The sequence below is a fragment of the Aeromonas sp. s10 genome, assembly GCF_040907975.1.
Taxonomy (GTDB): Bacteria; Pseudomonadota; Gammaproteobacteria; order Enterobacterales; family Aeromonadaceae; genus Aeromonas; species Aeromonas caviae.
Genome location: NZ_JBFOCV010000011.1, coordinates 61784 through 85898 on the forward strand (window position 1 = coordinate 61784; position 24115 = coordinate 85898).

Genomic DNA, 24115 nt, shown 5'->3' on the forward strand with positions numbered 1-24115 from the left:
CTTACTGGACGATACGCTTGGCAGCGGTATCCAGGGCTTCGTCAACACCCTGACGGCCAGAGGTGACGTTCTTGAGGGCGGTTTCGAAGGAGGACCAGAAACGGCTCATCTCGGGCACGGACGGCATCGGTTCGCCGTTCTGGGCGTTCAGCATGGTGGCCTTGATGTTGGGGTCGGCTTCCAGGGTCTTCTGGAAGGACTTCAGGGCCACGGCACCCAGCGGCTTGTCGGCGTTCATCGGCGCCAGACCGGCATCGGTCAGCAGGTAGTTCTCGAGGAACTCGATGGCCAGATCCTTGTTCGGGCTGGCGGCGTTGATGGTGGCACCCAGTACGCCAACGAAGGCCTTGGCCGGCTTGCCTTTCAGGGTCGGCAGCTGGGCTACGCCATACTTGATGCCGCTCTTGTCCAGGTTGCTCCAGGCCCAGGGGCCGTTGATCATCATGGCCACTTCGCCCTTGTTGAACTTGGCGTCCATCACACCGTAGTCGATGCCCTTCTCCAGGTGACCGGATTTGATCATCTCGGAGATGTAGCCGACGCCGGCCTTGGCACCTGCGTTGTTCACGCCGGTGTCTTTGACGTCATAGCCGGTGGCGGTCTTCTTGAAGGCATAACCACCGTTGGCAGCCACCAGGGGGTAGCTGAAGTAGGGGGTGTCATAGGCCCACATGATGGCGCGCTTGCCATTTTTCTTCAGGTCTTCGTCGATCTTGGCGATCTCTTCGAAGGTCTTCGGCGGGTTGGGCAACAGATCCTTGTTGTAAATCAGGCTGACGGCTTCTACCGCGACCGGGTAGCCGTAGGTCTTGCCATCGACGGTCATGGCATCCCAGGCGAATTGCTCGAACTTGGCCTTGGTGGCGGCATTCGGGGTCACGGGAACCAGCAGACCGGACTTGACCCACTCACCGTAACGGTCGTGAGCCCAGAAGAAGATGTCCGGGCCGTTGCCGGTGGCGGCGGCTTGCTGGAATTTGACTTCCACCTGATCCGGGTGGGCGACGGTGACCTTGATGCCGGTTTCGGCTTCAAACTTCTTGCCGACTTCGGCCAGGCCGTTGTAGCCCTTGTCACCGTTGATCCAGATGGTCAGCTGACCTTCATCAATGGCAGCAGTGGCAGAGCAGGCCACGCCCAGGGTAGCCAGACCGATCAGGGATGACAGCAATTTCTTTTTCATGAGCCTTTCCTTGTATTAGTTCCGCGCTGTAAGAGCATTGTGTGCAGATGAATATTATCCCAAGCAGTCAATGCCTCACATGACACGCCTCGCATTTTTGAAATGCAATTACGTATTTTCTTCCAGAAAGTTATGAAAACATTTTCTTATTTCAGCGGCTTAGGAAGGGATATCCCCATATTTTTGCCAAGATATGGAAATTAAATTACAGAAAGGAAATTAATTTACGTCATTGAAAGGGATTTCACCCCACTGAAAACCCTTTCATTCCCGATATTTTGTTCAATGTGTTAACAAAAGTACTGAGGTGGTTTCCATCTACATCACCCCCTTAAATAAAAAGGCACCGGAGCGGACTCCGGTGCCTTTTTGCAAGAAATGACGGCTGGATCACATTACGACTGGCGCAGCAATTGATCCTTGAGATTGGGCGGGACTCCCCTGATGGTCAGGGTGTCGGTCTGGGGATCGTAAAAGACCCGGCTGTTGAGCAGCTTCTGCTCGAAGCTCAGAGTCAGGCCGCCACCGGAGCCCACAAACTTGGTCAAGCCCCGCAGGGTGGAACGGTCCGCCGGGAAGCGCTCCTCCAGCTCGTACTCCTGACCGATGAAGCTGTAAAAATCGAGGTCCCCATCACCGGGCAATTCCGCCGACAGCTCCTTGATCTCGATCTCCTCGCCGGCGCTGGCCTGCTCGGTGCAATATTTGAAGACCTGCTTCTTGTAGTCATTGCGCTCGGCCGGTTCGAGCTGGCGGCTGTCGCAATAATCGTCCACCGCTTGCAGCAACCCCTTGTTCTGGATCTTGGCATCCATACCCTCCCGGGCCCCCAGCAGATCCATGAAGAAATCCCCCAGCTTGCGACCGACCCGGCCCTTGCTGAAGGTGATATAACGACGCGAATCCCCCTGGGTTTTCCACTCGGTGAGATCGATGCGGGCCACCAGATTGAGTTTGCCGATATCCAGATACTGGATGTGGCGCAGCTCCAGCGCCTCGCTCACGGTGACGCTCTCCTTGCCTTCCAGCAGGGCGATCATCAGGTAATCCACCCCCACATAGTTGTACTTGGCAATCAGCAACACCCCCTGCTCGTCCAGGGCATGCTCCACCAGCTGCTTGACCAGCATCTGGGTCAGGTTGACGGAAAAGGGGACGAACTCGGTCTGCTCCGCCAGCAGCTGCTCCAGGGCGATGCGAAAGGCGGGGGAAGGCTGCTTGGGGGCGTCTTCCCCCTCCGCCAGCTCGGCGACGGCGGCCTCGGGATCGGCAAAGAAGCCAAAGCCCTTTCCCCCCTTGCCGTTGTAGATGCGATGCAGCTCCGCCATCAGCCCTTGTACCGCCTCGTCGGCAGGCAGGGTCTGGCTGCGGGTATCGGCGTGGGGCTGGCCATCGTTGCCCGCCCGCAGGGAGTGAAGAATGATCTTGTCGATATCGAGACTCATGTCACAAAGCCATAGTGTTAGCCGAAAGGGTGAAGTATTATAAGGCGCTTTGAACCGAGGTGAACCCAAGATTATGCCCATCGTATCAAAGTACAATAACGAGCAGTTTGACGCCCTGATGAACGACCTGATCACCGCCCTGGAGAAACACAAGGCACCGGTGGATCTCAGTCTGATGGTCCTTGGCAACCTGACCACCAACATCATCAACGGCATGGCCCCGGCCCAGCGCCAGGCGATCACCGAGAAGTTCATCCAGGCACTCACCGCCTCGGTGGGCCATCGCCACGATGCGCACTGAGTTTCTTCGCATTCTTTGATGTTTTTCAAGCAGATGGATCATTATGGTCGAAACCGGCAACCCCTATCGCGATAATGTCTCTCGCCTGATCACCTGGGGGCATTGGTTCTCCTTCTTCAACATCATCCTGGCCATGCTGATCTCGACCCGTTACCTGGGCGCCATCAGCTGGCCGTCGACCACGCTCGGCGTGACCTATCTCGTCATCAGCTGGATAGGTCATTTCTCGTTCCTGAGCTTCGTCACCTATCTGCTGACCATCTTCCCCTTGAGCTTCATCCTGCCCAGGGAGAAGCCGCTGCGCTTCATTTCATCCATCATCGCCACCCTGGCGCTGGTGCTGCTGCTTATCGACACCCAGGTGTTCCAGCTGTTCAAGTTCCACTTGAATGGCCAGGTGTGGCAACTGCTGCTGGATCAGGCGCAGACCGAAGAGGGCTCTATCTGGAGCATCATCTTCGTGGCGGTGCCCGCCATCTTCCTGCTGCAACTGCTGCTGTCGGCCTATGTGTGGCGCAAGATCAACAAGCGCAAACGCCGCCAGTACGGCAATCAGGTGGGACTGGCCCTGCTGGTCTGCTTCATCCTGACCCATCTGGTCAACAGCTGGGCGGATGCGACCCTGTATCAACCCATCACCATGCAGCGGGCCAACTTCCCCCTCTCCTACCCCATGACCGCCAGGAGCTTCCTGGCCAAGCATGGCTGGCTCGACCTCGAGCAGTATGAGAAGAAGGCCGAAGATCAGGGAAGCGCTGAGCACCGTCTGCTCTATCCCTTGCGCCCCCTCAGCGTGAGCGCACCCAGCGATCACAAGAACCTGCTGGTGGTGGTGGTCGACTCCCTGCGAGCCGACATGCTCAACAACATCAACATGCCCAATCTGCAACGCTACGCGGACAACCACTTCAATTTCCGCCAGCACATGAGTGGTGGCAATGATGAAGCCATGGGGATGTTCAGCCTCTTCTACGGGCTGCCCGGCCACTATTACGGGGACATCCGAGCCGACAAGCGCCCCCCCGTGCTGTTCGACGAGATGCTGCGTCAGGACTACCAGTTCGGCCTATTCGGTGCACTGGAAGATGCAAAACAGTATCGCCAGAGTCTGCTTGCGGGTCTGCGCAAGCAGGTCTTCGTCTCCCGCCAGACCGATGACCGCAGGCTCATCGACGACTGGCAGCAGTGGCTTGGCACGCGCACCGCGGACAGACCCTGGTTCTCTCTGGTCTATCTCTCTAGCCCGGGGGATTATCAGGTGCCCGCCAGCATCAAGGGCCCCTTCCAGCCCGAGTTGACCCGCTTCAACCCGGCCACTGCCTATCGGCCCGAGAACCTGCAGAAGCTGGAGAACCGCTACAAGAACGCGGTCTTCTATACCGATCAACTGCTGGAGCAGATGCTGACCCAACTGCAATTGCAGGGGCTTGATGATCAGACCATCGTCGTGATCACCTCCAACCACGGTCAGGAGTTCAACGAGACCCAGAGCAACAGCTGGGGCTATGGCAGCAATTACTCGACCTATCAGGTGCAGGTCCCTCTGGTGCTGGCCTGGCCTGGTGCCGAACCTGCGCCCCAGGCGCAGGCGAGCAGCCACCTGGATCTGGTACCGACCCTGATGAAGAACATGCTGGGTGTACGCAACCCCTATCGTGACTACAGCACGGGGCGCAACCTGTTCGAAGCCAGTACACGCACCTGGCTGCTGGCGGGGGATCAGAATGACTTCGCCATCTATCAGGGCAACACCATCACCCAGTTCAACAAGCAGGGGGACTTCGAGCTGCTGGACCGCGACACCTATCGCCCCATCAAGCACGGCACCCCGGACATGGGCACCCTGATCCAGGTGATGAACGAGCTCAATCGCTTCTATCGCGCCCCCTGATCAGCGCCAGCCCACCTCCTTGAGCCCGCCCCTATGGCGGGCTTTTTCTTGCCCGCACCCCACCCGTCCTCCCGTTTCTCATGGCGTCATTCGCAAACGTATGCCACCACCTTACTGACTTATCTCTCAAAAAATTCAATTCGATCAATATCATAAAAACAAAATGATAATGATTGTCATTTATTGATCTGCTTGACTCCCTCTGCAATAATCCGCGCCCTTCAGGTTTAAATAATAATTATTCTCAAATATGAAAATTCGACTTCTTCACTACTGGCCCATGCTGCTGTCCGGTACGGCGCTGGCTGCCAGCGATCCCACCGGGGTCGACACAACGGACATGCCCCCCGAACTCAAGGGGCGGGAAACCATCGTGGTCAAGGGACAGCGTATCGAGCAGAAGCTCTCCGACGTGTCGGGTTCCATCACCGTCATCACGGAGGAGGATCTGGATCGCCAGGTTGCCACCGAGCTCACCGATGTGTTCAAGAACGAACCCGGCGTCTCGGTGACCGGCTCCGCCGGCCGCCCCCAGAACATCATCATCCGCGGCATGGGCGGCAACCGGGTGCTCATCATCAAGGACGGGGTGCGGGTCAGCGACGGCTTTGGCGCCGACGACCTCAACGACAAGGTGGGCCGCTTCAGCTTCGATCTCGACGACGTCAAACAGATAGAGGTGGCCAAGGGAGCCGGTTCCTCCCTCCATGGCTCCGATGCCATCGGCGGCACCATCGTCATCAGCACCAAGCAGCCGGAAGATTACCTTCAGGGCCAGGATGCCTATCTCAGCAGCAAGGTGCTGCACGATGGCAGCAGTGACAAGCAGAAGCTGAGCGCCACCGGCGCCGCCCGGATACGGGATACCGAACACCTGCTGCGCCTCTCCGGCTGGCAGGGACATGAGACCGCCAACTACGACGAGAGCCGCATCCCGGCGGATCTGGATGGCCTCAGCGCCTCCACCAGCTCTCGCATCCAGCTGAACGAACATCATCTGCTGCGCCTCGAACTCGACTACTTCGAGGACAACGCCGAGCGGGATCAGGGGCCGCGCGAAGTACCCCAGCCCGATGGCAAGTGGCAGGTGCGCCAGTACCACGAGCAGGGCAGCCAACGCACCCAGGGGGGCAAGCTGGCCTGGGAGGCGAGCAACCTCGACACAATACTGGCCGACAGTCTCACCTGGAGTGCCTACGGCAATCACTCGAAAAACACCGCCAACAAGCGCAGCCTGCTGCAAAACGATCTGCTGAGCGGTTATCCGCGCTATCGCAGCGAACGGGAGCTCGCCACCTTCACCGAAGACAGGATCGGTACCGAGCTGGATGTGCGCCGGGATCTCGCCACCGGCCATCTCGCCCATCAACTCAGTTACGGCATTGAGCTGGAGCGCACCACCCACGAGCGGCCGGTGGAGAAGCTGAGTCTGGAGGCCGGCATTCCCCAACCCGGCCAGTCCGCCCCCTTCAGCCGCGCCCGTACCGACAGGGCCGGAGTCTGGCTCGGCGACGTGGCCAGCCTGGGCCAGTGGCAGTTCACCCCCACCCTGCGCATGGATCACCAGTGGCTCACGCCGCTGGACGGCAGCCACGACAGCAACCACAGCTGGCACCTCTCCCCGAGCCTGGCCACCAGCTACCGCTTCAACGACCAGTGGCGCAGCTGGCTCAGCTATGCCAACGGGTTCCGGGCGCCTTCCTACGACAAGGTGTACGGCAACATCCCCCACTACTTCGCCCTGCCGCCCTTCGAGATCATCGCCAACACAGGGCTCAAGGAGGAAACCAGCCACAGCATAGAGTGGGGGCTGAGTGGCGAGGGGGACAACTGGAGCATCAAGCCAGCGCTCTTCTACAACCGCTACTACAACTTCATCGACTGGCGCGAGGTGGGGCTGCGCCTGAGCGATGGCGTCATCCTGCGCCAATATCGCAACGTCGCCAAGGCCGAAACCTGGGGGGCCGAACTCGCCGCCAGCTACTGGCTGACCCAGGAGTGGGAGCTCGCCACCAAGCTCGGCTGGGTCGATGGCGAGGACAACAAAGGTGAAGCGCTGCGCACCCTGACGCCTCTCGAGGGCAACACCCGTCTGAGCTATCAGGCCAATGAGTGGAGTCTGGGTATTCAGGCGGACTATGCCGCCGCCATGAGCCGGGTGCCCACCTGCGGCAACAGCCTGACCGGCCGCCAGGGGGACTGCCTCGAAAGTGCCGGCTGGCTCAGTTTCGCCCTGACGGCCGACTGGCTGGTCACCGACGCCCTCAAGGTCAACCTCAAGCTCGACAACCTGTTCGACACCCGCTACACCCGCTATCAGGATGTGGCCGGGCTGGAAGCAGGGACCGATGCTTCCCTCTTCACCCAGAGCGGCCGCACCCTGAGTGCCAGCCTGCGCTACACCTTCGTGGGGATCTGATGCACAGCTTACTGATCCTGGCCAGCCTGCTGGCCACGCCGGCCCCCGCCTCTCCCCTGCCTGAGGCAACCCTGGAGGCCGAGCCCCTCATCCCCGAACGCCCGCAACTGATGAAGGGGGAGATAGCCCGTCTAGATCCCTATGGTGGCTGGCGTGATGACAGCCGCCAGGATCCCGCCCTCCTGACGCTGCTGCGCGAGCAGAACCGCTGGACCGAGCAGCAGCTCGCCGGCCAGGCGCCACTGGTGCAGCGCCTGCAGACGGAGTGGCAGGGCCGGGAGCGGGGCGAACCAGTGCCGGACGACTGGCTGAGCCAGGCTGGCAGCCAGTGGCGCATGGAGGCGGACGGCAGCCTGTGGCAACGCCGCGACGCCAATGACGCTCCCCGAAAGCGGCTGGCTCCCCGCCAACCTGCCGAGGGGTATTACGAGCTCGCCGCCTGGGCCCTGCACCCGGACGGGCACCTGCTTGCCCTGGCCGAAGACCGCAGGGGAGATCGGGACTACCGCATCACCCTGCTGGATCTGGCGAGTGGCGAGACTCTGGCCTCTTTGCCTCACCGCGCCGGCGATCTGCTCTGGAGTCTGGATGGCAAGACCCTCTACACCCTCACCAACGAGCGCCAGACCCTGCGCCCCTGGCAACTGCTGGCCTGGCAGAATGGCAAGGAGACCCTGGTGTATGAGGAGCGCGATCCCGCCTGGCTGCTCGGCCTCTATCGCACCACAGATCGCCGCCACCTGGTGCTGCAAAGCAACAACCACGACAGCTCCGAGCAATACCTGCTGGACGCGGGTCGGGCCGACCTGCTCAAGGGGCGCGAGCGCGGCCTCGAGTACTACCTGGATACCCAGGGGGACAGGGTGCTGCTCAAGAGCAACCGGGACGGCGCCCTCGGCCTCTATCAGGTGGCCGACTTGAGCCTGGTGGCGAAGGGAGAGTGGCAACGGCTCTGGTCCGGCGAGGGCCGGGAACTCGAGAAGTGGCGCCTCTTTGCCCGGCACACCGTGCTGCAATACCGCAAGGAAGGGGATGACTGGCTCGATGTGCTGGATGCCAAGGGTGCGTTGACCCACAGCCTGCCGCTCACCGATGGCGCAGGCACGGCCTGGATCCAGGGCAGCCAGCAACCGGCCAGCGACAAGGTGCTCATTCGCCGCCAGGGTATGGCCGAGCCACCTCACCAGCGCTGGCTGGATCTCGCCTCCGGCGCCTGGGAGGGGATACCCGAGACCAGGGACACCTCCCCCTATCAGAGCGAGCGACGCTGGATCGCGGGCAAGGATGGGGTCAAGGTGCCTGTCTCCCTGGTCTGGCGCAAGGGCATTACCCACCCCAGGGCACTGCTGCTCTACGGCTATGGGGCTTACGGCACCCCCATGCGTCCCTACTACCAGCCCCGGGTGCTGAGCCTGCTGGATCGCGGCTTTGTCTACGCCATCGCCCATGTGCGCGGGGGCGGTCTGCTCGGCGAATCCTGGTACCGGGAGGGTCGTGGCCGGGACAAACAGCACAGCGTGGATGATTTTCTCGCCGTGGCCGATGCCCTGGCACGGGATCCCGCCATCGATCCCGCCCGGCTGTTTGCCATGGGCGGCAGCGCCGGCGGCCTGCTGGTGGCAGCGGCACTCAACCAGGCGCCCACCCGTTTCGCCGGGGCCGTGCTGCAAGTTCCCTTCGTCGACCTGCTGGGCACCATGCAGGATCCCGAGCTGCCCCTCACCCGGCAGGAGTACGCCGAGTGGGGCAATCCGGCCATCCCGGGTGACTATGCCGCGATGCGCCGCCTGAGCCCCTACGACAACCTGCACAAGGCCCCTTATCCCCCCGTCTATGTGACGGGCGGCCTGCACGACAGTCAGGTGCCCTACTGGGAACCCCTCAAGTGGATAGCCCGCCTGCGATCCCATAGCACGGGAACAGGCCCCTATCTGCTGCGCACCGAACTCGACGGCGGCCACCTGGGCGCCCCCCGAACGGCGGCGCTGCGTGCGGCGCAGGAGTTTGCCTTCCTGCTCACCCTGGCGGGCGTCAACCACTGACCCCTTGTCCTCTTTTTCTGGAGTGAACCATGAAACCCTCTTCCCTGGCCCTCTGGCTGGCGGCAACCCTGATCTCATCGCCACTGCTGGCGGCCGATCTGCAGTTTGTCGATGAACCACCCCTGACCACGACGCCGAAGCGCTGGCTCGAGCAGCGCCTCGGTGTGCTCCTCGCCCCCGATTACGACAGGGCCAGCCTGCTCGGCCACCATTACAGCTTTCGCCAGCTGGTGAACGGCCTGCCGGTGGCCGCCACCCAGGCCGCCGTCAGTGTCGACGGGGACGGCCGCCCCTGGCGCCTCTACCACAACCTGCGCCCCTTGCAGAGCACAGCGCCCGGCTGCGATGCCAGCGGCACCCTGGATCCCCTGCTCGCCACCCTGCGCACCGACGGCAACCAGATAGAGACGCTGGGGCCGGTCGAAGCCTGGTACTGGCGAGACGGCGATACCCTGGTGCCTGCCCTGCGCCAGCGGGTGCGCGAGCACAAGGCAGGCAATGCCAAGGCAAGCCAGGTGCAGCTGTTTGCCCGTTGCGACGGGGAGCAGGAGCTTGGCCGTCTCGGGGATCAGGCAACTACCCGCCCTCTGCATGTCGCCGACGCAGGCGATATGCAGGTTCAGGCCCGGGTGTTCGACCCCGATCCCCGCACCCGCCTGCAGGACGCCAGCCTGGTCTGGCACGATGAGCTGGTACTGGCAGAGGCCGCCTACCAGGATCCGGTTCCCCTGCCGGTGAGCCTGCAAGCCGGGCAGTATCGCCTGAGCGGCCCCCATGCCAGGGTGGTGGATGTCATGGCCCCCGAATCGGCCCCCTACAGCAGCAGTGACGTGCAGGGTTTTCGCCTGACCCGGGACGATCGCGGCTTTGCGGACATCAACGCCTACTACCATCTGGATCTCGCCCAGCGCCACCTCAAGGCGCTCGGCTTCACCGATCTCATCCCCGGGGCGCTCGACATCGACACGGACGCGGGCTATCAGGACAACTCCCTCTACGATCCGTTCGAACGCAGGCTGGAGCTGGGTCGCAGCGGCGTGCCCGATGCCGAGGATCCCATGGTCATCTGGCACGAGTTCGGCCACGGGGTGCAGCACCACATCCTGCCGGATCTCGGGGAAGAGGGAGACTGGGGGGCCATTGGCGAGGGCTTTGGCGACTACCTAGCCGCCAGTCATCGCCAGCGCAGCGAAGCCAGTCGCCAGTTCGAACCCGCCATGGTGTTCAACTGGGATGCCCGCTTCACCGACCGCACCCCGCGCCAGCTCGACGATCTGCGCGCCCGCTACCATCCGGACTACCGCTACCCCGCCCACCGCACCATCAACGGCAGCAACGGGGATCAGCTCTGGGGCACCCCGCTGTTCCAGGCCCTGCTGACGGCGGTGGCCGAGCACGGTGAGGCAGCCAGGGACGAGTTTGATCGCGTCATCATCGAATCCCACTTCGGCCTGGGGCCGGCCATTCGCATGCCGCAACTGGCCCGGATCACCGTGGATACCGCCGCCCGTCTCTATCCGACGCGAGCCTATGCCCGTCTGCTGGAGCAGGCATTTCGCCAGCACGGGCTGCTGCAAGCTCCCGTCAATATCGCCCTCGCCGAGGGGAGCGCCATCCCGCTGGGGCAGCGCCAGTCGGTGCAGCTGACTCTCAGCAACCCGGGCAAAGGGGAAGTGACCCTCAACGAGCTGGCCCTCACCCTGCCAACCGGGTTGCAGGCCGATCCTGACAACTGGCAACCAGCGACCCTGGCCGCCGGTGCCAGCATGACCACCACCCTGCGCATGCTGGCCCAGAGCCCGCTCGCCTGCGGCGACGAGGCGAGCCTCTCGGTGAATCTCGCCATGAGCGGTACCAGCCCCACCGAGCGCCAGTGGCAGCAATCCCTGACCCTGCCCATCGGCACCCCCGTCATCAGCCGGGCCAGTGGTCGGTCGCAGCGACTGAACGATGCCCAGAGCGAGGAGGTGCGCGGCCTGAGCGAAACCAGCCTGCTGCTGGAGAAGAGCGATGCCCGTGTGAGCGACAGGCTGCAACTGAGCCTGGATCTGCAGCACGAGGCGCTGGATGAGCTGGAGATCTGGCTCAGCTCCCCCGCCGGCACCCGGGTCCAGATCTGGGACAAGGGTTACAGCCCCCTGCCGAGCCTGAAAGGGGTCTTCCCCACCGAGTTGCAGTCTCTGCAACCCTTCAGCGCCTTCGAAGGAGAACCCCTGGCCGGTCGCTGGACCCTGGAGGTGGTGGACAGCAAACCGGGCAATCAGGGTCTCCTGAACGGGTGGAGCATCAGTCAGCGTACCGGCGCCCAGTGCGGCAACACCGTGCCCGTGCCGGATGACGGCATCATCCGCTTCGATACCTCGGACAGCAGTGGTGGGGGGGCCTTCCCCCTGCTCTGGCTGCTGCCGCTGGCCCTGTGGCGCCGTCTGCGTCGCCTCTGACTCTCCCTATATAAAGAAGAGAGGGGCCAAGGCCCCTCCAAGGACACACCATGACCATGAGAATGACCCCGATCGTCTGCCTGCTGGCCCCCCTGCTCAGCGCCTGTGGCGGCGGTTCGGACGAGGCTCCCCTGACCGCGCCGGACTACCGCCTGACGGTCAGCCTGCCCGCTGCGGGCACCCTGTGCATCAACCTGAACCAGAACGACGGCTGCGAAGCCAATGAGCCCGCCGTCAGCGGCAAGGCCGGTGCCCACTCCCTGACCCGGCGCCACCCTGATCTGCTCACCACTCCTCTGCTGTTCATTCCGGCGGATTCCGCCGCCCTGCCCCTGGCCCACCCGGCGGCGCGCCAGGACAACCAGCACCTCACCCCCAGCCCCCTCAGCACCCTGCTGCAAACGCGTATCTCGGACGGGCTGCCACCGGCTCAGGCCCTGACGGACGTGCTGCTCGCCCTGGCGCCCCTTCACCCCAGCCCAGATCTGGCGGCACTGGCGCAGCTGGGCGACTTCAACCGCGCCCTCGCCGAGCTGGCCCTCACCGCCTTCGATGACGAGGCCACCCTGCCCACCTTTGCCGCCAGCGAACGCCGCCTGCAGATCTGGCAGGGGCTGGTCACCCTGCTGCCCGAGCTCGCCCGGCACTTTGCCGCCAGCCCCGAGCTCCTGAGCCAGCAGGACAGACTCGCCGCCGTGCTGATGCAGCAGCAACCCCGGGCCTTGGTGACCGCCAGCGGCGTCACCACCTACACGGACGGGGTGGATTACCTGCTGACCCAGGAGCCTGCGGATCACCCGGGCCAGGAGGCGAGCCTGGGCCTGGCGCCCCTGCGCTATCGCAAGCTGGACGGCAAGGGGCAACCCCTGGCGGACAATGCCGACGAGTGGGAGTGCGTGGAGGATCTCAATACCGGCCTCGTCTGGGAGAAGAAGCTGGCGGATCCGGACAGTCCGAGGGATCTGCACCGCACCTTCGCCTGGGAGTTCGACAACTATCACCCGACCCAGGAGGAGCGGGATTACGCCTGCCCCGAAGGGGAGGCCATCTGCACCACGGAGCAGTACCGTCAGTGGCTCAATGCACAGCAACTGTGCGGCATCACCCACTGGCGCCTGCCCCACGCCCGTGAGCTGATGAATTTGCAGCACTACGGATCCCTCGCCCGCCAGGATGGCCAGCTCGTCACCCTGGATGTGCGCTACTTCCCCGATGTCGGTACCACCACCACAGACTTCAGCGGCTACTACTGGAGCCAGACCCTGACCCCGTCCCGTCGGCTGGAGAGCGCGCCTCTGAGCGCCATCGCCCACATCTTCCTCGGCGAGGACGCCGGTGCCGACTATCCCACCCCAGTTCAAAACAGCAATGACGCCAACGGTCTGCAACTGCGCCTGGTGGCCGAGGTAACCCGATGAACAAGTATCTTCTGACCCTGCTGCTCACCCTGTGCAGCCCCCTGGCACTGGCCATCGCCATCTGCGACGACGCCCTGCCCCGTACCAGCCCCACCGCCCGTTTCCAGGATCACGGCAACGGCACCGTCACCGACAGGGGCACCGGTCTGACCTGGATGCGCTGCCAGCTCGGCCAGACCTGGCGCAACCAGAGCTGCGAGGGGGAGCCCACCCGCCTCTACTGGCAACAGGCACTGCAGACGGCGGAACGGATCCGCACCGAACCGAGCCATGCCCTGTATGGCTTTGGTGGTCATCACGACTGGCGCCTGCCCACCATCAAGGAGCTCGCCAGCATTCTGGAGTCCGCCTGTTACAAACCGGCATTGAACGAAACCATCTTCCCCCGCGCCATGGCCGGGGATGGCAAGGAGGTGAACGACGGCTATGTCTATCTCTGGTCTTCTACCCCGGTGCCGGCCCTTCAGGGCGTCGCTTACCTGGACATCACCAGCGGCTCCGTCGCCCAACGCGCCCCCCGCTCTTGGGCGAAACAGGTTCTGCTGGTGAGGTGACAGCCTGGCCATGGGGGCCACCCGGCCCCCTGTTTGACACGAGGCAAGAAGCGCCAGGGTGACCCTGGCCGTCAAAAAAGCATCAAATTGCGTCATGTGATGCCTGTTCAGGGCGGTTTTGCACGCCGCAGCGCTGGCATGAAACCGGCAGAGCGGTTAGTCTAGCGGCGTTGAACCAATCCCAAGAGGTACAGATGAAAACCGTGTTGCGTTTTAGCCTGCTGGGCGCCTTGTTATTGGGTGGCCATGCCTTCGCCGCCGAACCGAAAAAATTTGATATCAGCATGTTCCCCGCCGCCGAAGTGAACCAGGAACGTGTCGTGATCCGTCTGCCGGAAGTCGAGAACGAAGCCGACATGATGGTCGAGCTGCAAGTCGGCAAGAAGATGCTGGTCGACTGCAACCTGCCCCGCTTTGCGGGCAATCTGGAACAGCACAGCGTCAAGGGCTGGGGTTACAACTACCTGACCCTGGGCCAGGTCACCGGCCCCGTCAGCACCCTGATGGCCTGTCCGGACGGCCAGAAAAAGGAGAGTTTCGTCCAGATCTACGGTCAGGGCTTCTTCGTGAACTACAACTCCAAGCTGCCCTTCGTCATCTATGTGCCCCAGGAGTACGAGGTGCGCTATCGTCTGTGGCGTGCCGACAACCTGGCACAGCCCGCCATGATTGAGTGAGTGCCGCGCACTCGGGTTCAGCTCAGTCATGATGACAAAAAGGCGCCATACGGCGCCTTATTTTTAGCTTCCGAGCCCGTTTTTGAGCGGTTTTTCCTGTACAAAATCTGACATAACTCCACTATTTTTCAGGCTTTTTTGTGCAGCGCACCGCAAAATGCCCCCTCGGGATGCGACAAACCCTGTTCGATAAAAGATATTTATTAACATAGTAAGAAAATTGATTTTGCACTCTGCGACGGCCTGATGATACTTGCCCGCAAAGGTCAAACTAACCAGAACAAGAGCACTATGAGCTTCGAATCAGACAAGCGTTTCAACGACTTCAAACATTTTCCCCGTGGCCTGCGTCGCAGTGGCGAATTCACCGTGGCCGAAGCGGACAGTCTGGAAAAATATGGCACCGTGATGCTGGCGCTCTATCAGGGCAACCTGGCCCCGCGCGATGACGTAGAAAGTGCCTTTATCGAACAGGTCAAATCCGGCGCAGCCGGCAACAACCCCCACGCCAAGGTGTGGTTCAAATACCTGAAGGTGATTGGTCCCAAGCGCGTGCACCGTCTGTGCACCGTCGCTGGCGGCGCCAATGAAGATGCTGGTGGCAGCTTTGAAGGCGGCGGTGGCGGCAGCGACGAGTCCCTCGATTAATGGATACCGAGCTGCTTCGGACCTTCATCGAGGTCAGCAAGACCCGGCACTTTGGCCGGGCGGCTGAAAATCTCTACCTGACCCAGTCGGCGGTGAGCTTCCGGATCCGCCAGCTCGAGCAGCAACTCGGGGTCAGCCTGTTTGCCCGTCATCGCAACAACATCCGCCTGACTGCCTCCGGTGAGCGTCTGCTGCCCTACGCAGACGCCATTCTGCATACTTTGGGGCGCGCCAAGCAGGACGTGGCCCTCTCCCCCGGTTTCAGCCAGCAGCTTGCCATCGGCGCACCCGCCGTCTTCTGGGAGCTCGACTTCAACGACTGGCTGAACCATGTCTATGCCCTGGCCCCCGGCCTCGCGGTGCGCCTCGAAACGGCCTCCCGCGAGCACCTCTGTCGCCAGTTGCTGGAGCGCTCCCTCGATCTCGCCCTGCTCTCCGAGCCGACCAAGATCGACGAGATTGCCCTGCACCCCATCGGCGAGCTGGTGTTCGAACTGGTGAGCCGGGAGCCGGCCGCAAACGCCGACAGCCTGATGCAGATGCCCCACATTCATCTCGACTGGGGCACCAGCTTCGAACCGCCATCGAGCCGGTTGCAGAGCCTGCAGAAGACCCCAGTTCTGCATTCAAGCTCCGCCAGCATGGCCCTGCAATTCGTGCTGGCCAACGGCGGCGCCGCCTACCTGCCAAGGCGCATGGTGAGCCCCTTCCTGGAGCAGGGGCAGCTTCATCTGGTGGAAGGGGGCCAATCCCTTAGCCGCCCGCTCTACCTCGCCTATCTGGAGAAATCCGACCGCCGGGAGCTGATCGATCAGCTGCTCACCCTGCCGCTGGGCTGGCATGACGCCGACTTGCGTCAACCGCCTGCCGAATGAAAGAGGGCGATTTCACGCCCAGACCTGTGTTTTCATCTACCGTGGTTATCGGTGCAGCACAAACAACATGAAAAAGGGGCCATCAGGCCCCTTTTGTATGGATGTCTTTGTGCATCAGCCATGATGGCGACGGTCGTTGGCCTGAGCCAGCAGGGTACGGCTCTCGCGCAGGAACTCCTCCGCCCGCTCGCCGAAGAAGCCGGAAACCTGGCTGAAGGCCTCGATGAAGCCCTCTCTGTCGCCCCGCTCCAGCAACCCAAGCGCCTCGCCGAAGTTCTGGTAGTAGCGGCGGATCATCGCGAGGTTCTGGGGCGACGACAATATGATGTCGGCGTAGAGATGGGGATCCTGGGCAAACAGCCGTCCCACCATGGCCAGCTCCAGCCGGTAGATGGGAGAGCTTAAGGCAAGCAGGCGGTCGATGTTGGCCTGCTCGCGGGAGAGGTGCCAGCCGTAGGCGAAGGTGGCAAAGTGGCGCAGCGCCTGAATGAAGGTCATTGCCTCGTCGTGGGCCCTGGCCTCCACCTGCTGCAAACGCGCCCCCCAGATGGTCATCTGCTCCAGCAGCCACTGGCTGGCGGCGGGCTCGCGCCCCTGACAGCAGACGATCACCTGCTTGGCGAGGCTCGCCACGTCCGGCCCGAACATGGGGTGCAGCCCCAGCACCGGCCCCTGGTGTACCGCCAGCATATGGGCAAGCGGTTCACTCTTGACGCTGGTCACGTCCACCAGCAGGCAGTCCGCCGGCAGGTTGCTGAGCCGGTCGATCACCTGGCAGGTGACGTCGATGGGCACCGCCACCATCACCAGCCCGGCGCCGTGCAGGATCTCGTCGGCGCGCGGCCAATCGGCCTGACCCAGGGTTTCGACCCGGTAGCCAGAGAGGCTGAACAGGTTGCCGAACAGGCGCCCAAGCTGCCCCTGGCCACCGATGATCACCACCTTGCCGAGCTCAGGCTTCATGCACTTGAAATGGTGCTCCTTGTCGCTGGCGGACTCCAGAATATAGGACTCGCGCATCACCCGGCGCAGCACATCCTCGATAAGGTCCCCCGGCACCCCCAGTACCTCGGCCTCGGCGCGGCGGCGGGCCAGCATGCTCGCCTCCCGATCCGGCGCATAGATGGGCAAGCCGTGCCGGCTCTTCACTTCCCCCACTTCCCCCACCAGGGCGAGACGGGCAGCCAGCAGATCAATCAGCTGCTTGTCCACCGCATCGATTTTGTCCCTGAGGGCATTCAACTCTTCCGCCATGTCCAGTCCCTGCTGGCGCCGCCCGCAGCGACGCCCTGTCATTCAAGAGGCAACAAGGTATCACTGCGTGGGCAGTGATACCTCGATGGTTCAATCAGTTACAACAAGATACCACGGCTTATGCCGATGTTCTGGCCAAAAGTGGTGCCGCCAGCTGGCTGTGGCAGCGGGCCAGCAGCGCATCCGTAGTCTCCCAGTCGATGCAGGCATCGGTGATGGAGACGCCGTAGCGCATCTCGCACTTGGGCTGCTCGCTGGACTGGTTGCCTTCGAACAGGTTGGATTCGAGCATCACCCCGATGATGGAACGGTTGCCCTCCTGGATCTGGTGGATCACGTTGTCGGCCACCTTGGGCTGCAGCCGGTGATCCTTGCTGGAGTTGCCATGGCTGCAATCCACCACCAGACCGGGCAGCAGACCCGCCTTCTCCAGCGCCTCTTCCGCCAGCGACACATTGACGGAATCGTAATTCGGGTGCTTGCCGCCGCGCAGGATCACGTGGCCGTCCGGGTTGCCCTGGGTCTGCAGCAGCGCGACCTGACCCTGCTGGTTGATCCCCATGAAGGCGTGGGGGCTGGAAGCGGCCTGCAGCGCATTGATGGCGGTGCCGAGGTTGCCGTCGGTGCCGTTCTTGAAGCCGACCGGCATGGAGAGGCCGGAGGCCATCTCCCTGTGGGTCTGGGATTCGGTGGTGCGGGCACCGATGGCCGACCAGGAGAAGAGCTCCGCCAGGTACTGCGGGCTGATGGGGTCGAGCGCCTCGGTCGCCAGCGGCAACTCCAGCTCGGCCAGCCAGCAGAGCAGCTCGCGGGCGCGGTGCAGACCCAGTTCCACGTCAAAGGTGCCGTCCAGGTTCGGATCGTTGATAAAGCCCTTCCAGCCGACCGTGGTGCGCGGCTTCTCAAAGTAGACCCGCATGACAATGTAGAGAGAGTCCTGATAGGCGTCATGAAGCGCTTTGAGTCTGGTTGCGTACTCTTTGGCAGCGTCCATGTCGTGGATGGAGCAGGGACCACAGATCACCAGCAAGCGGTGATCGCGACGGTGGATGATGTCGGCGATGGTATTGCGGGCCCCTTGCACGAATGCCAGCGCGCGATCGGAGATGGGCAGTTTCTCCTTGAGCTGGGCAGGCGTGATCATCACTTGTTCGGACTGGATATGGATGTTGTTCAGGGGATCTCTTTGCATCTTCTCATTCTCTCTACTGTTTCAAGCCAAGGGCACTGACCGTTCACTTTTGTTTACACAAGTCAGTACTTTGTTACGCAACCGCCCCCACCTTACCAAGGAAAAACAAACAATCAAGTGAAACTAGCGTATTTGCACGCTGACAGATGGATAAATGACCAAGAATGCAGAGTGAAACAACTCAAAAGTAGCGACACGCGAGGCCAAATCAGCCCCAAATCGTAAACATTTTATTACACTCATCCATTTCAATATCATCTCTCTGCCCCCTCTCATGACCCCTTATCCGGCCCCTCATCCCGGCGATAATGCCGGGCACAAAAAAGCGGGGCACCTGGCCCCGCTTGCATTCCCGTGTTGCTCTTCTTTTATTATTTGCCGTGGGCCTTGATAGCCTCGACCGCCTTGTCGGGGAAGTCGCTGAATACCCCATCCACATCGGCCTGGTAGAGGAAGATGTTGAGCAGGTCGGTGAAGTCTTTCGCATAGGCCGGGATCTGCCCCTCATCCTGACGGAAGGTATAAGGATGCACCTTGAGACCGGCCGCGTGGGCCTCTTTCACCATGCCGGTGAAGACCGGCTTGCCGGGAGTGCCCGGCTCGGTCACAACCATGGGTTTCCAGGGACCGATCCCCTCGGCATAGGTGGCGATGGTCTTCATGGCCCCCGGCTTGAACATCCAGTCATAGCTGTAGGGGGTCGCCTTGCCCTTGGCATCGTAGACCATGGTCTCGTTCCAGTCGGTCTCAGCCATCAGCTGCACCAACTTCAAGTCCATACCCATGGCGGGCATCAGTTCGCTGTTGATGCGCTTGAGCTCGTTGGCATCGAAACACTGCAGATAGACCTTGTCGTTCTTGCTGGTGTAGCCGTACTCCTTCAGTACCTTGAGCACCGCCCTGGAGATGTCCTTGCCTTCGTGGCGGAACAGCCAGGGAGCCTTTATCTCCGGGTAGATACCGATGTGCTTGCCGGTGCTCTTGTTGAGCCCCTGGATCATCTCGATCTCTTCCTGGAAGGTGTGGATCCTGAAGCTGGACTTCCACAACGGGAAGCGCGCCGGATAGACCGGCACCTGCTTGCCGTCCACCAGTTGGAACGGCTCGGTCATGCGCAGGGAACGCACCTCGTCCAGGGTGAAATCCACCACATAGTAGCGACCGTCCGGGCGGGCCCGGCCGGGGAAGCGCTCGGCCACGTCCGTGATGCCATCGAGGAAGTGATCGTGCATCACCACCAGCTGGTCATCCTTGGTCATCACCAGGTCCTGCTCCAGATAGTCGGCGCCCATGCCATAGGCCAGGGCCTTGGATTCCAGGGTGTGTTCCGGCAGGTAACCCGAGGCACCACGGTGGGCGATCACGATTTTGCCTTCGTCGGCCGCCAGTGCGGGCAGCGCCAGGGCAGCCCCGAGGCCAAGGGCTATCAGGGTACGGTGAGGTTGCTTCATCAAGAGGTCTCGTTGTTATGGTGTGTAGGATGCAGGTAATTGTTATAGCAGGGGTTTATTGCAGTTTGACGGCGGACGGCAAAGGCCGCCCGCCATGGGTCATCAGCAGGCTTCGGGCAGGGCGTGGTGGTGCTCGAGCAGCCAGGCACCGAGCTGCTGCTGTTCGGATTCCGACAGGCGCAGCCCCAGCTTGCTGCGGCGCCACAGGATGTCTTCCAGGGAGTGGGCCCATTCGCGCGCGATGAGATAGCGTACTTCGGATTCATACAGCCCGGCGCCAAAGTGCTGGCCGCGCTCCTCCTTCAGCCAGAGGCGGGCATGGGCGCCATAGGATTCGGCGATGCGCAGGGCGCTGCGATCGTCGAGCCAGTCGAATTCCAGCGCAAAGGCACGCGCCAGTTCACGCACCGAGCAGTCGAACTCGCCACCGGGCAGCCGGCAGGAAGCGGTCCAGTCCTCTCCCATCTGGCTGAACCAGGGCTTGAGCTTGTTGCAGGCGGCCTGGGCCAGCTTGCGATAGGTGGTGAGCTTGCCGCCAAACACCGACAACAGCGGCGCGCCGTCGGATTCACCACTGAGCTCGAGCGTGTAGTCCCGGGTCACCGCCTGGGGTGAATCGGACTCGTCGTCACACAGGGGGCGCACCCCGGCATAGGTCCACACCACGTCTGCCGGGCTTATCTGCCTTGTGAAGTGGGCATTGACCACCTTGCACAGATAGTTGATCTCGGCATCGCTGATCTTGGCTTCGCGCGGGCTGCCTTTGTGCTCCACGTCCGTGGTGCCGATGAGGGAATAGTCCTGCTGGTAGGGGATGACGAAGACGATGCGGTTGTCCTCGTTTTGCAGGATGTAGGCCTCTTCGCGCTCATGGATGCGCGGCACTATCATGTGGCTCCCCTTGATGAGGCGAATGCCGCGGGGGGATTTCTCGCTCAGGCTCTCGTCATAGAAGGTCTTGACCCAGGGGCCCGCCGCATTGACCAGACCACGGCAGCTGACGGTGAATTGCTCGCCCCCTTCCCGCTCCAGCGTCAGGGTCCAGTGCTTGGATCCGCGCACCGCCTTGACGCAGCGGGTACGGGTCTGCACGTCAGCGCCCTTGTCCCGCGCCAGCATGGCATTGAGCACCACCAGCCGGGCGTCGTCGACCCAGGCGTCCGAGTATTCAAAGCCCTTGTTGATGCCGCTCTTGAGACCGTCCTGTGGCAGGAAGCGCAGACCGCAACTCCCCTTGAGCTTGTCCCGCTTGGCCAGGTTGTCATAAAGGAAGAGACCGGCTCGGATCATCCAGGCCGGACGCAGGTGCGGGCGATGGGGCAGACGAAAACGCATGGGACGGGCGATGTGGGGAGCCATGCCGAGCAGGACCTCCCGCTCCGCCAGCGCCTCTTTCACCAGCCGGAATTCGTAATGTTCGAGGTAGCGCAGGCCGCCGTGGATCAGCTTGCTGGAGTTGGACGAGGTGGCAGAGGCGAGATCGCTCGCCTCGAACAGCGCCACCTTCAGCCCCCGCCCCGCCGCATCTGCCGCGATGCCGACCCCGTTGATGCCGCCGCCGACGACGACCAGATCATAATGTTCGCTCATGTTCACCTACTTTCTTATTTTGTGTTTGCCATGACAGCAATGTTTGATTTCGCTCATATTAGAACATGAAAAACCAATAAACGAACATTTCGTGAGAGAAATGTGATCGCGATTGTTTTCACAATGCTAAAAATGCTGCCAGTCGGTGACGGCCTGGCAAGGCTAAGGTCTGCCGGAAACAACCATTTCGGGCAGGGAGGAGAGCAAAGAGTCACGGATGGGGAGGCCATGAGGCAAGGCGGTGAGCGCGATGGCGTGAATCCCTCGCAGGCGCCTAGCGTCGGTGCAAACCTGGCGCCCGAGTGCGGGGGCAACATCAGGGGATCAAAGAAAGAGTATCAGCGCCAGGAACTGGCCTCTTAGGCGCCGCAAGGGAGATGCCGCAGGCCTGGAGGGGGCAGGAAAAAAAGCGGCCGCCCCGAGGCGGCCTGATGCCTGTGCGGGGAAGCTCAGCAGATATGGCAGGCGATCTGATGCTGGGACATCAGTCGCATCAGCTTCTCCGGCGGCTCCTGATCCGTGAACAGGGCGTGGATCTGGTTGAGGTTGCCGAGGTTGACCATGGCGTTGCGGCCAAACTTGGTGTGGTCGGCGGCCAGGAACACCTGGCGGGAGTGGGCGATGATGGCCTGGGCGATCTTCACCTCGTGATAGTCGAAATCGAGCAGGGAGCCGTCGCTGTCGATGCCCGAGATGCCGATGACGCCGTAGTCCATGCGAAACTGGCCGATGAAGTCGCGGGTCGCCTCCCCGACGATGCCGCCATCCCGGTTGCGAATTTCGCCGCCGGCGATGATGACGGTGAAGTCATCCTTGGCGGTCAGGATGCTGGCGACGTTCAGGTTGTTGGTGACCACACGCAGCTCCCGGTGGTCGAGCAGGGCCCGGGCGATGGCCTCGGTGGTGGTGCCGATGTCGATAAAGAGCGACGAGCCGTCGGGGATGTTGGCGGCCACTTCCCGGGCGATGCGCTCCTTCTCCTTGAGCTGCATCACCTTGCGGGCACTGTAGGCGGTGTTGACGGTGCTCGAATGCAGTGAGGCCCCGCCGTGATGGCGCCGGATCTTGTTCTGTTCGGCGAGATCGTTGAGATCCCGGCGAATGGTCTGGGGGCTGACGTCAAAATGGGTCACCAGATCGTCGGTCGAGACGAAACCCTGCCGGGTCAGGACGTCCAGGATCTCCAGATGTCGTTGGGTTTGCTTCACGCTTGCACTCCGCAGATGAGACGAAAAAAGGCCCCGGCAGGTGCGGGGCCTTTGGCAGTGTACCTGATCCCTTTTCCAATCGATAAGGGCAGGATCACGTTTTATGCCTTATGGGCAGCCGCCTTGGCGGCAATCGACTCGTTCTCGTGCTTGAGGGTCATGGCCAGCAGGATGATGGAGAGCACGCAGGAGACGGTGAGCACCATGAAGCCGCCGTCCCAGCCGAAGTGGTCAACGGTGTAGCCCAGCATGGCGTTGGCCGCGACCGCGCCACCCAGATAACCGAACAGGCCGGTGAAGCCCGCCGCGGTACCGGCCGCCTTCTTGGGCGCCAGCTCCAGGGCGTAGAGGCCGATCAGCATGACGGGGCCATAGATGAGGAAGCCGATGGCGACCAGGGCCATCATGTCGATGGTCGGGTTGCCCGCCGGGTTGAACCAGTAGACCAGCACGGAGAGGGTCACCAGCACCATGAACAGGATGCCTGCCGGGGCACGGCGGCCGTTGAACATCTTGTCGGAGATCCAGCCGCACAGCAGGGTGCCCGGGATCCCCGCCCACTCATAGAGGAAGTAGGCCCAGGAGGAGTGATCCACGCTGAAGTCCTTGGCCTCTTTCAGATAGGTGGGCGCCCAGTCCAGCACGCCGTAACGGATGAGGTAGACGAAGGCGTTGGCGATGGCGATGTACCAGAGCAGCTTGTTGTGCAGCACGTACTTCATGAAGATCTCCTTGGCGGAGAACTCCTGCTCGTGGCTTTCGTTGTAATCCTTCGGATAGTCGTTCTTGTACTCCTCGATGGGGGGCAGACCGACCGATTGCGGGGTATCGCGCATCACGAAGAAGGCGATCACCGCGATGGCCGCCGCCGCCGCCGCAGGCACATAGAAGGCGCTGCGCCAGTCGTTGAACCAGCCCATGCCGAGGATGAACAGGGGGCCTATCATGCCGCCGCCCACGTTGTGGGCCACGTTCCAGACCGAGACGATCTCACCCCGCTCCTTCTGCGACCACCAGTGCACCATGGTGCGACCGCAGGGGGGCCAGCCCATGCCCTGTGCCCAGCCGTTCAGGAACAGGAGCACGAACATGATGCCAATGCTGGAGGTAGCCCAGTGCATGGTCCCCATCATGAACATGATGCCTGCCGAGAGCAGCAGACCGGCGGAGAGGAAGTAGCGCGCGTTGGATCTGTCCGACACGTTCCCCATCAGGAATTTGGAGAGACCGTAGGCGATGGAGACGCCGGAGAGGGCCAGACCCAGATCCCCGCGGGAGAAGCCCTGCTCGATGAGGTAGGGCATCGCCAGACTGAAGTTTTTCCGTACCAGGTAGTAACCCGCATACCCGAAGAAGATCCCGAAGAACACCTGCCAACGCATGCGTTTGTAGAAGGGATCCACCTTGTCGGCCGGCAGCCGGTCGATATGGGGTGCAGGCCTGAAGAGACTAAGCATGTTCTGCTTCCTTTTATTGTTGTTCTGGGCGGTTGAGGACGCCCCGCTCATGCCGGCGATCAGACGCGT

At 62.2% G+C, this 24115-nt stretch carries 18 protein-coding genes; 10 read left to right on the forward strand and 8 right to left on the reverse strand.

What is annotated here, in order from left to right; genetic code table 11:
- Position 1: 1 nt before the first annotated feature.
- Together malE and yejK are read right to left on the reverse strand one after the other, a co-directional pair.
- On the reverse strand, positions 2 to 1183 hold the full coding sequence (gene malE / locus AB5Y59_RS03190) for a maltose/maltodextrin ABC transporter substrate-binding protein MalE (RefSeq protein WP_010674249.1): 1182 nt from the start codon (positions 1181 to 1183) through the stop codon (positions 2 to 4).
- 395 nt (positions 1184 to 1578) lie between these two features.
- A complete protein-coding gene (yejK, locus tag AB5Y59_RS03195) occupies positions 1579 to 2628 on the reverse strand; it encodes a nucleoid-associated protein YejK (protein ID WP_039038628.1) in 1050 nt (349 codons plus the stop codon).
- Positions 2629 to 2701: 73 nt separating this feature from the next.
- Here yejK and AB5Y59_RS03200 point away from each other — a divergent pair, with 73 nt between their 5' ends.
- From AB5Y59_RS03200 to hdfR, 10 genes are all read left to right on the forward strand, one after another.
- Positions 2702 to 2929 (forward strand): YejL family protein, encoded by a 228-nt coding sequence (locus AB5Y59_RS03200; RefSeq protein ID WP_039038627.1) that lies wholly within the window; start codon positions 2702 to 2704, stop codon positions 2927 to 2929.
- Between the two features lie 43 nt (positions 2930 to 2972).
- Entirely contained in the window at positions 2973 to 4820 is a 1848-nt protein-coding gene (locus tag AB5Y59_RS03205; RefSeq protein ID WP_042015924.1) for a DUF3413 domain-containing protein, read from the forward strand.
- A 250-nt stretch (positions 4821 to 5070) separates the two neighbouring features.
- Positions 5071 to 7239 (forward strand): TonB-dependent hemoglobin/transferrin/lactoferrin family receptor, encoded by a 2169-nt coding sequence (locus tag AB5Y59_RS03210; RefSeq protein WP_368211475.1) that lies wholly within the window; start codon positions 5071 to 5073, stop codon positions 7237 to 7239.
- Positions 7239 to 9281: a prolyl oligopeptidase family serine peptidase gene (locus tag AB5Y59_RS03215; RefSeq protein WP_368211476.1), complete on the forward strand. Its 2043-nt coding sequence runs from the start codon at positions 7239 to 7241 to the stop codon at positions 9279 to 9281. Before AB5Y59_RS03210 ends, AB5Y59_RS03215 begins: the two co-directional genes overlap by 1 nt.
- Before the next feature lie 29 nt (positions 9282 to 9310).
- On the forward strand, positions 9311 to 11722 hold the full coding sequence (locus AB5Y59_RS03220; protein WP_368211477.1) for a proprotein convertase P-domain-containing protein: 2412 nt from the start codon (positions 9311 to 9313) through the stop codon (positions 11720 to 11722).
- Between the two features lie 50 nt (positions 11723 to 11772).
- Entirely contained in the window at positions 11773 to 13140 is a 1368-nt protein-coding gene (locus tag AB5Y59_RS03225) for a DUF1566 domain-containing protein (protein WP_368211478.1), read from the forward strand.
- Positions 13137 to 13694, forward strand: a complete 558-nt coding sequence (locus AB5Y59_RS03230) for a DUF1566 domain-containing protein (protein ID WP_010674241.1) — start codon at positions 13137 to 13139, stop codon at positions 13692 to 13694. The genes AB5Y59_RS03225 and AB5Y59_RS03230 overlap by 4 nt, the downstream gene beginning before the upstream one ends.
- Before the next feature lie 194 nt (positions 13695 to 13888).
- Positions 13889 to 14371, forward strand: coding sequence for a serine protease inhibitor ecotin (gene eco / locus AB5Y59_RS03235; protein WP_010674240.1), 483 nt, complete (start codon positions 13889 to 13891; stop codon positions 14369 to 14371).
- A 291-nt stretch (positions 14372 to 14662) separates the two neighbouring features.
- The gene (locus AB5Y59_RS03240; RefSeq protein WP_010674239.1) at positions 14663 to 15019 is read left to right on the forward strand and encodes a DUF413 domain-containing protein; all 357 of its coding nucleotides are present in this window, start codon (positions 14663 to 14665) and stop codon (positions 15017 to 15019) included.
- The gene (gene hdfR, locus AB5Y59_RS03245) at positions 15019 to 15894 is read left to right on the forward strand and encodes an HTH-type transcriptional regulator HdfR (RefSeq protein WP_039038620.1); all 876 of its coding nucleotides are present in this window, start codon (positions 15019 to 15021) and stop codon (positions 15892 to 15894) included. Before AB5Y59_RS03240 ends, hdfR begins: the two co-directional genes overlap by 1 nt.
- A gap of 114 nt (positions 15895 to 16008) precedes the next feature.
- Here hdfR and tyrA read toward each other — a convergent pair whose 3' ends face one another.
- The 6 genes from tyrA to glpT all read right to left on the reverse strand — a co-directional run bounded on the left by tyrA (position 16009) and on the right by glpT (position 24046).
- Positions 16009 to 17148: a bifunctional chorismate mutase/prephenate dehydrogenase gene (tyrA, locus tag AB5Y59_RS03250; RefSeq protein WP_368211479.1), complete on the reverse strand. Its 1140-nt coding sequence runs from the start codon at positions 17146 to 17148 to the stop codon at positions 16009 to 16011.
- 118 nt (positions 17149 to 17266) lie between these two features.
- A complete protein-coding gene (locus AB5Y59_RS03255; RefSeq protein WP_010674236.1) occupies positions 17267 to 18340 on the reverse strand; it encodes a 3-deoxy-7-phosphoheptulonate synthase in 1074 nt (357 codons plus the stop codon).
- Positions 18341 to 18711: 371 nt separating this feature from the next.
- Entirely contained in the window at positions 18712 to 19791 is a 1080-nt protein-coding gene (glpQ, locus tag AB5Y59_RS03260; RefSeq protein WP_114522612.1) for a glycerophosphodiester phosphodiesterase, read from the reverse strand.
- Between the two features lie 102 nt (positions 19792 to 19893).
- Positions 19894 to 21381 carry a glycerol-3-phosphate dehydrogenase gene (gene glpD, locus AB5Y59_RS03265; protein ID WP_049636196.1) on the reverse strand — a complete coding sequence of 496 codons (1488 nt, stop codon included), beginning with the start codon at positions 21379 to 21381 and terminating at the stop codon, positions 19894 to 19896.
- A 449-nt stretch (positions 21382 to 21830) separates the two neighbouring features.
- Positions 21831 to 22589, reverse strand: coding sequence for a DeoR/GlpR family transcriptional regulator (locus tag AB5Y59_RS03270; RefSeq protein WP_010674233.1), 759 nt, complete (start codon positions 22587 to 22589; stop codon positions 21831 to 21833).
- Positions 22590 to 22690: 101 nt separating this feature from the next.
- On the reverse strand, positions 22691 to 24046 hold the full coding sequence (glpT, locus tag AB5Y59_RS03275) for a glycerol-3-phosphate transporter (protein WP_010674232.1): 1356 nt from the start codon (positions 24044 to 24046) through the stop codon (positions 22691 to 22693).
- Between the last annotated feature and the right edge of the window lie 69 nt (positions 24047 to 24115).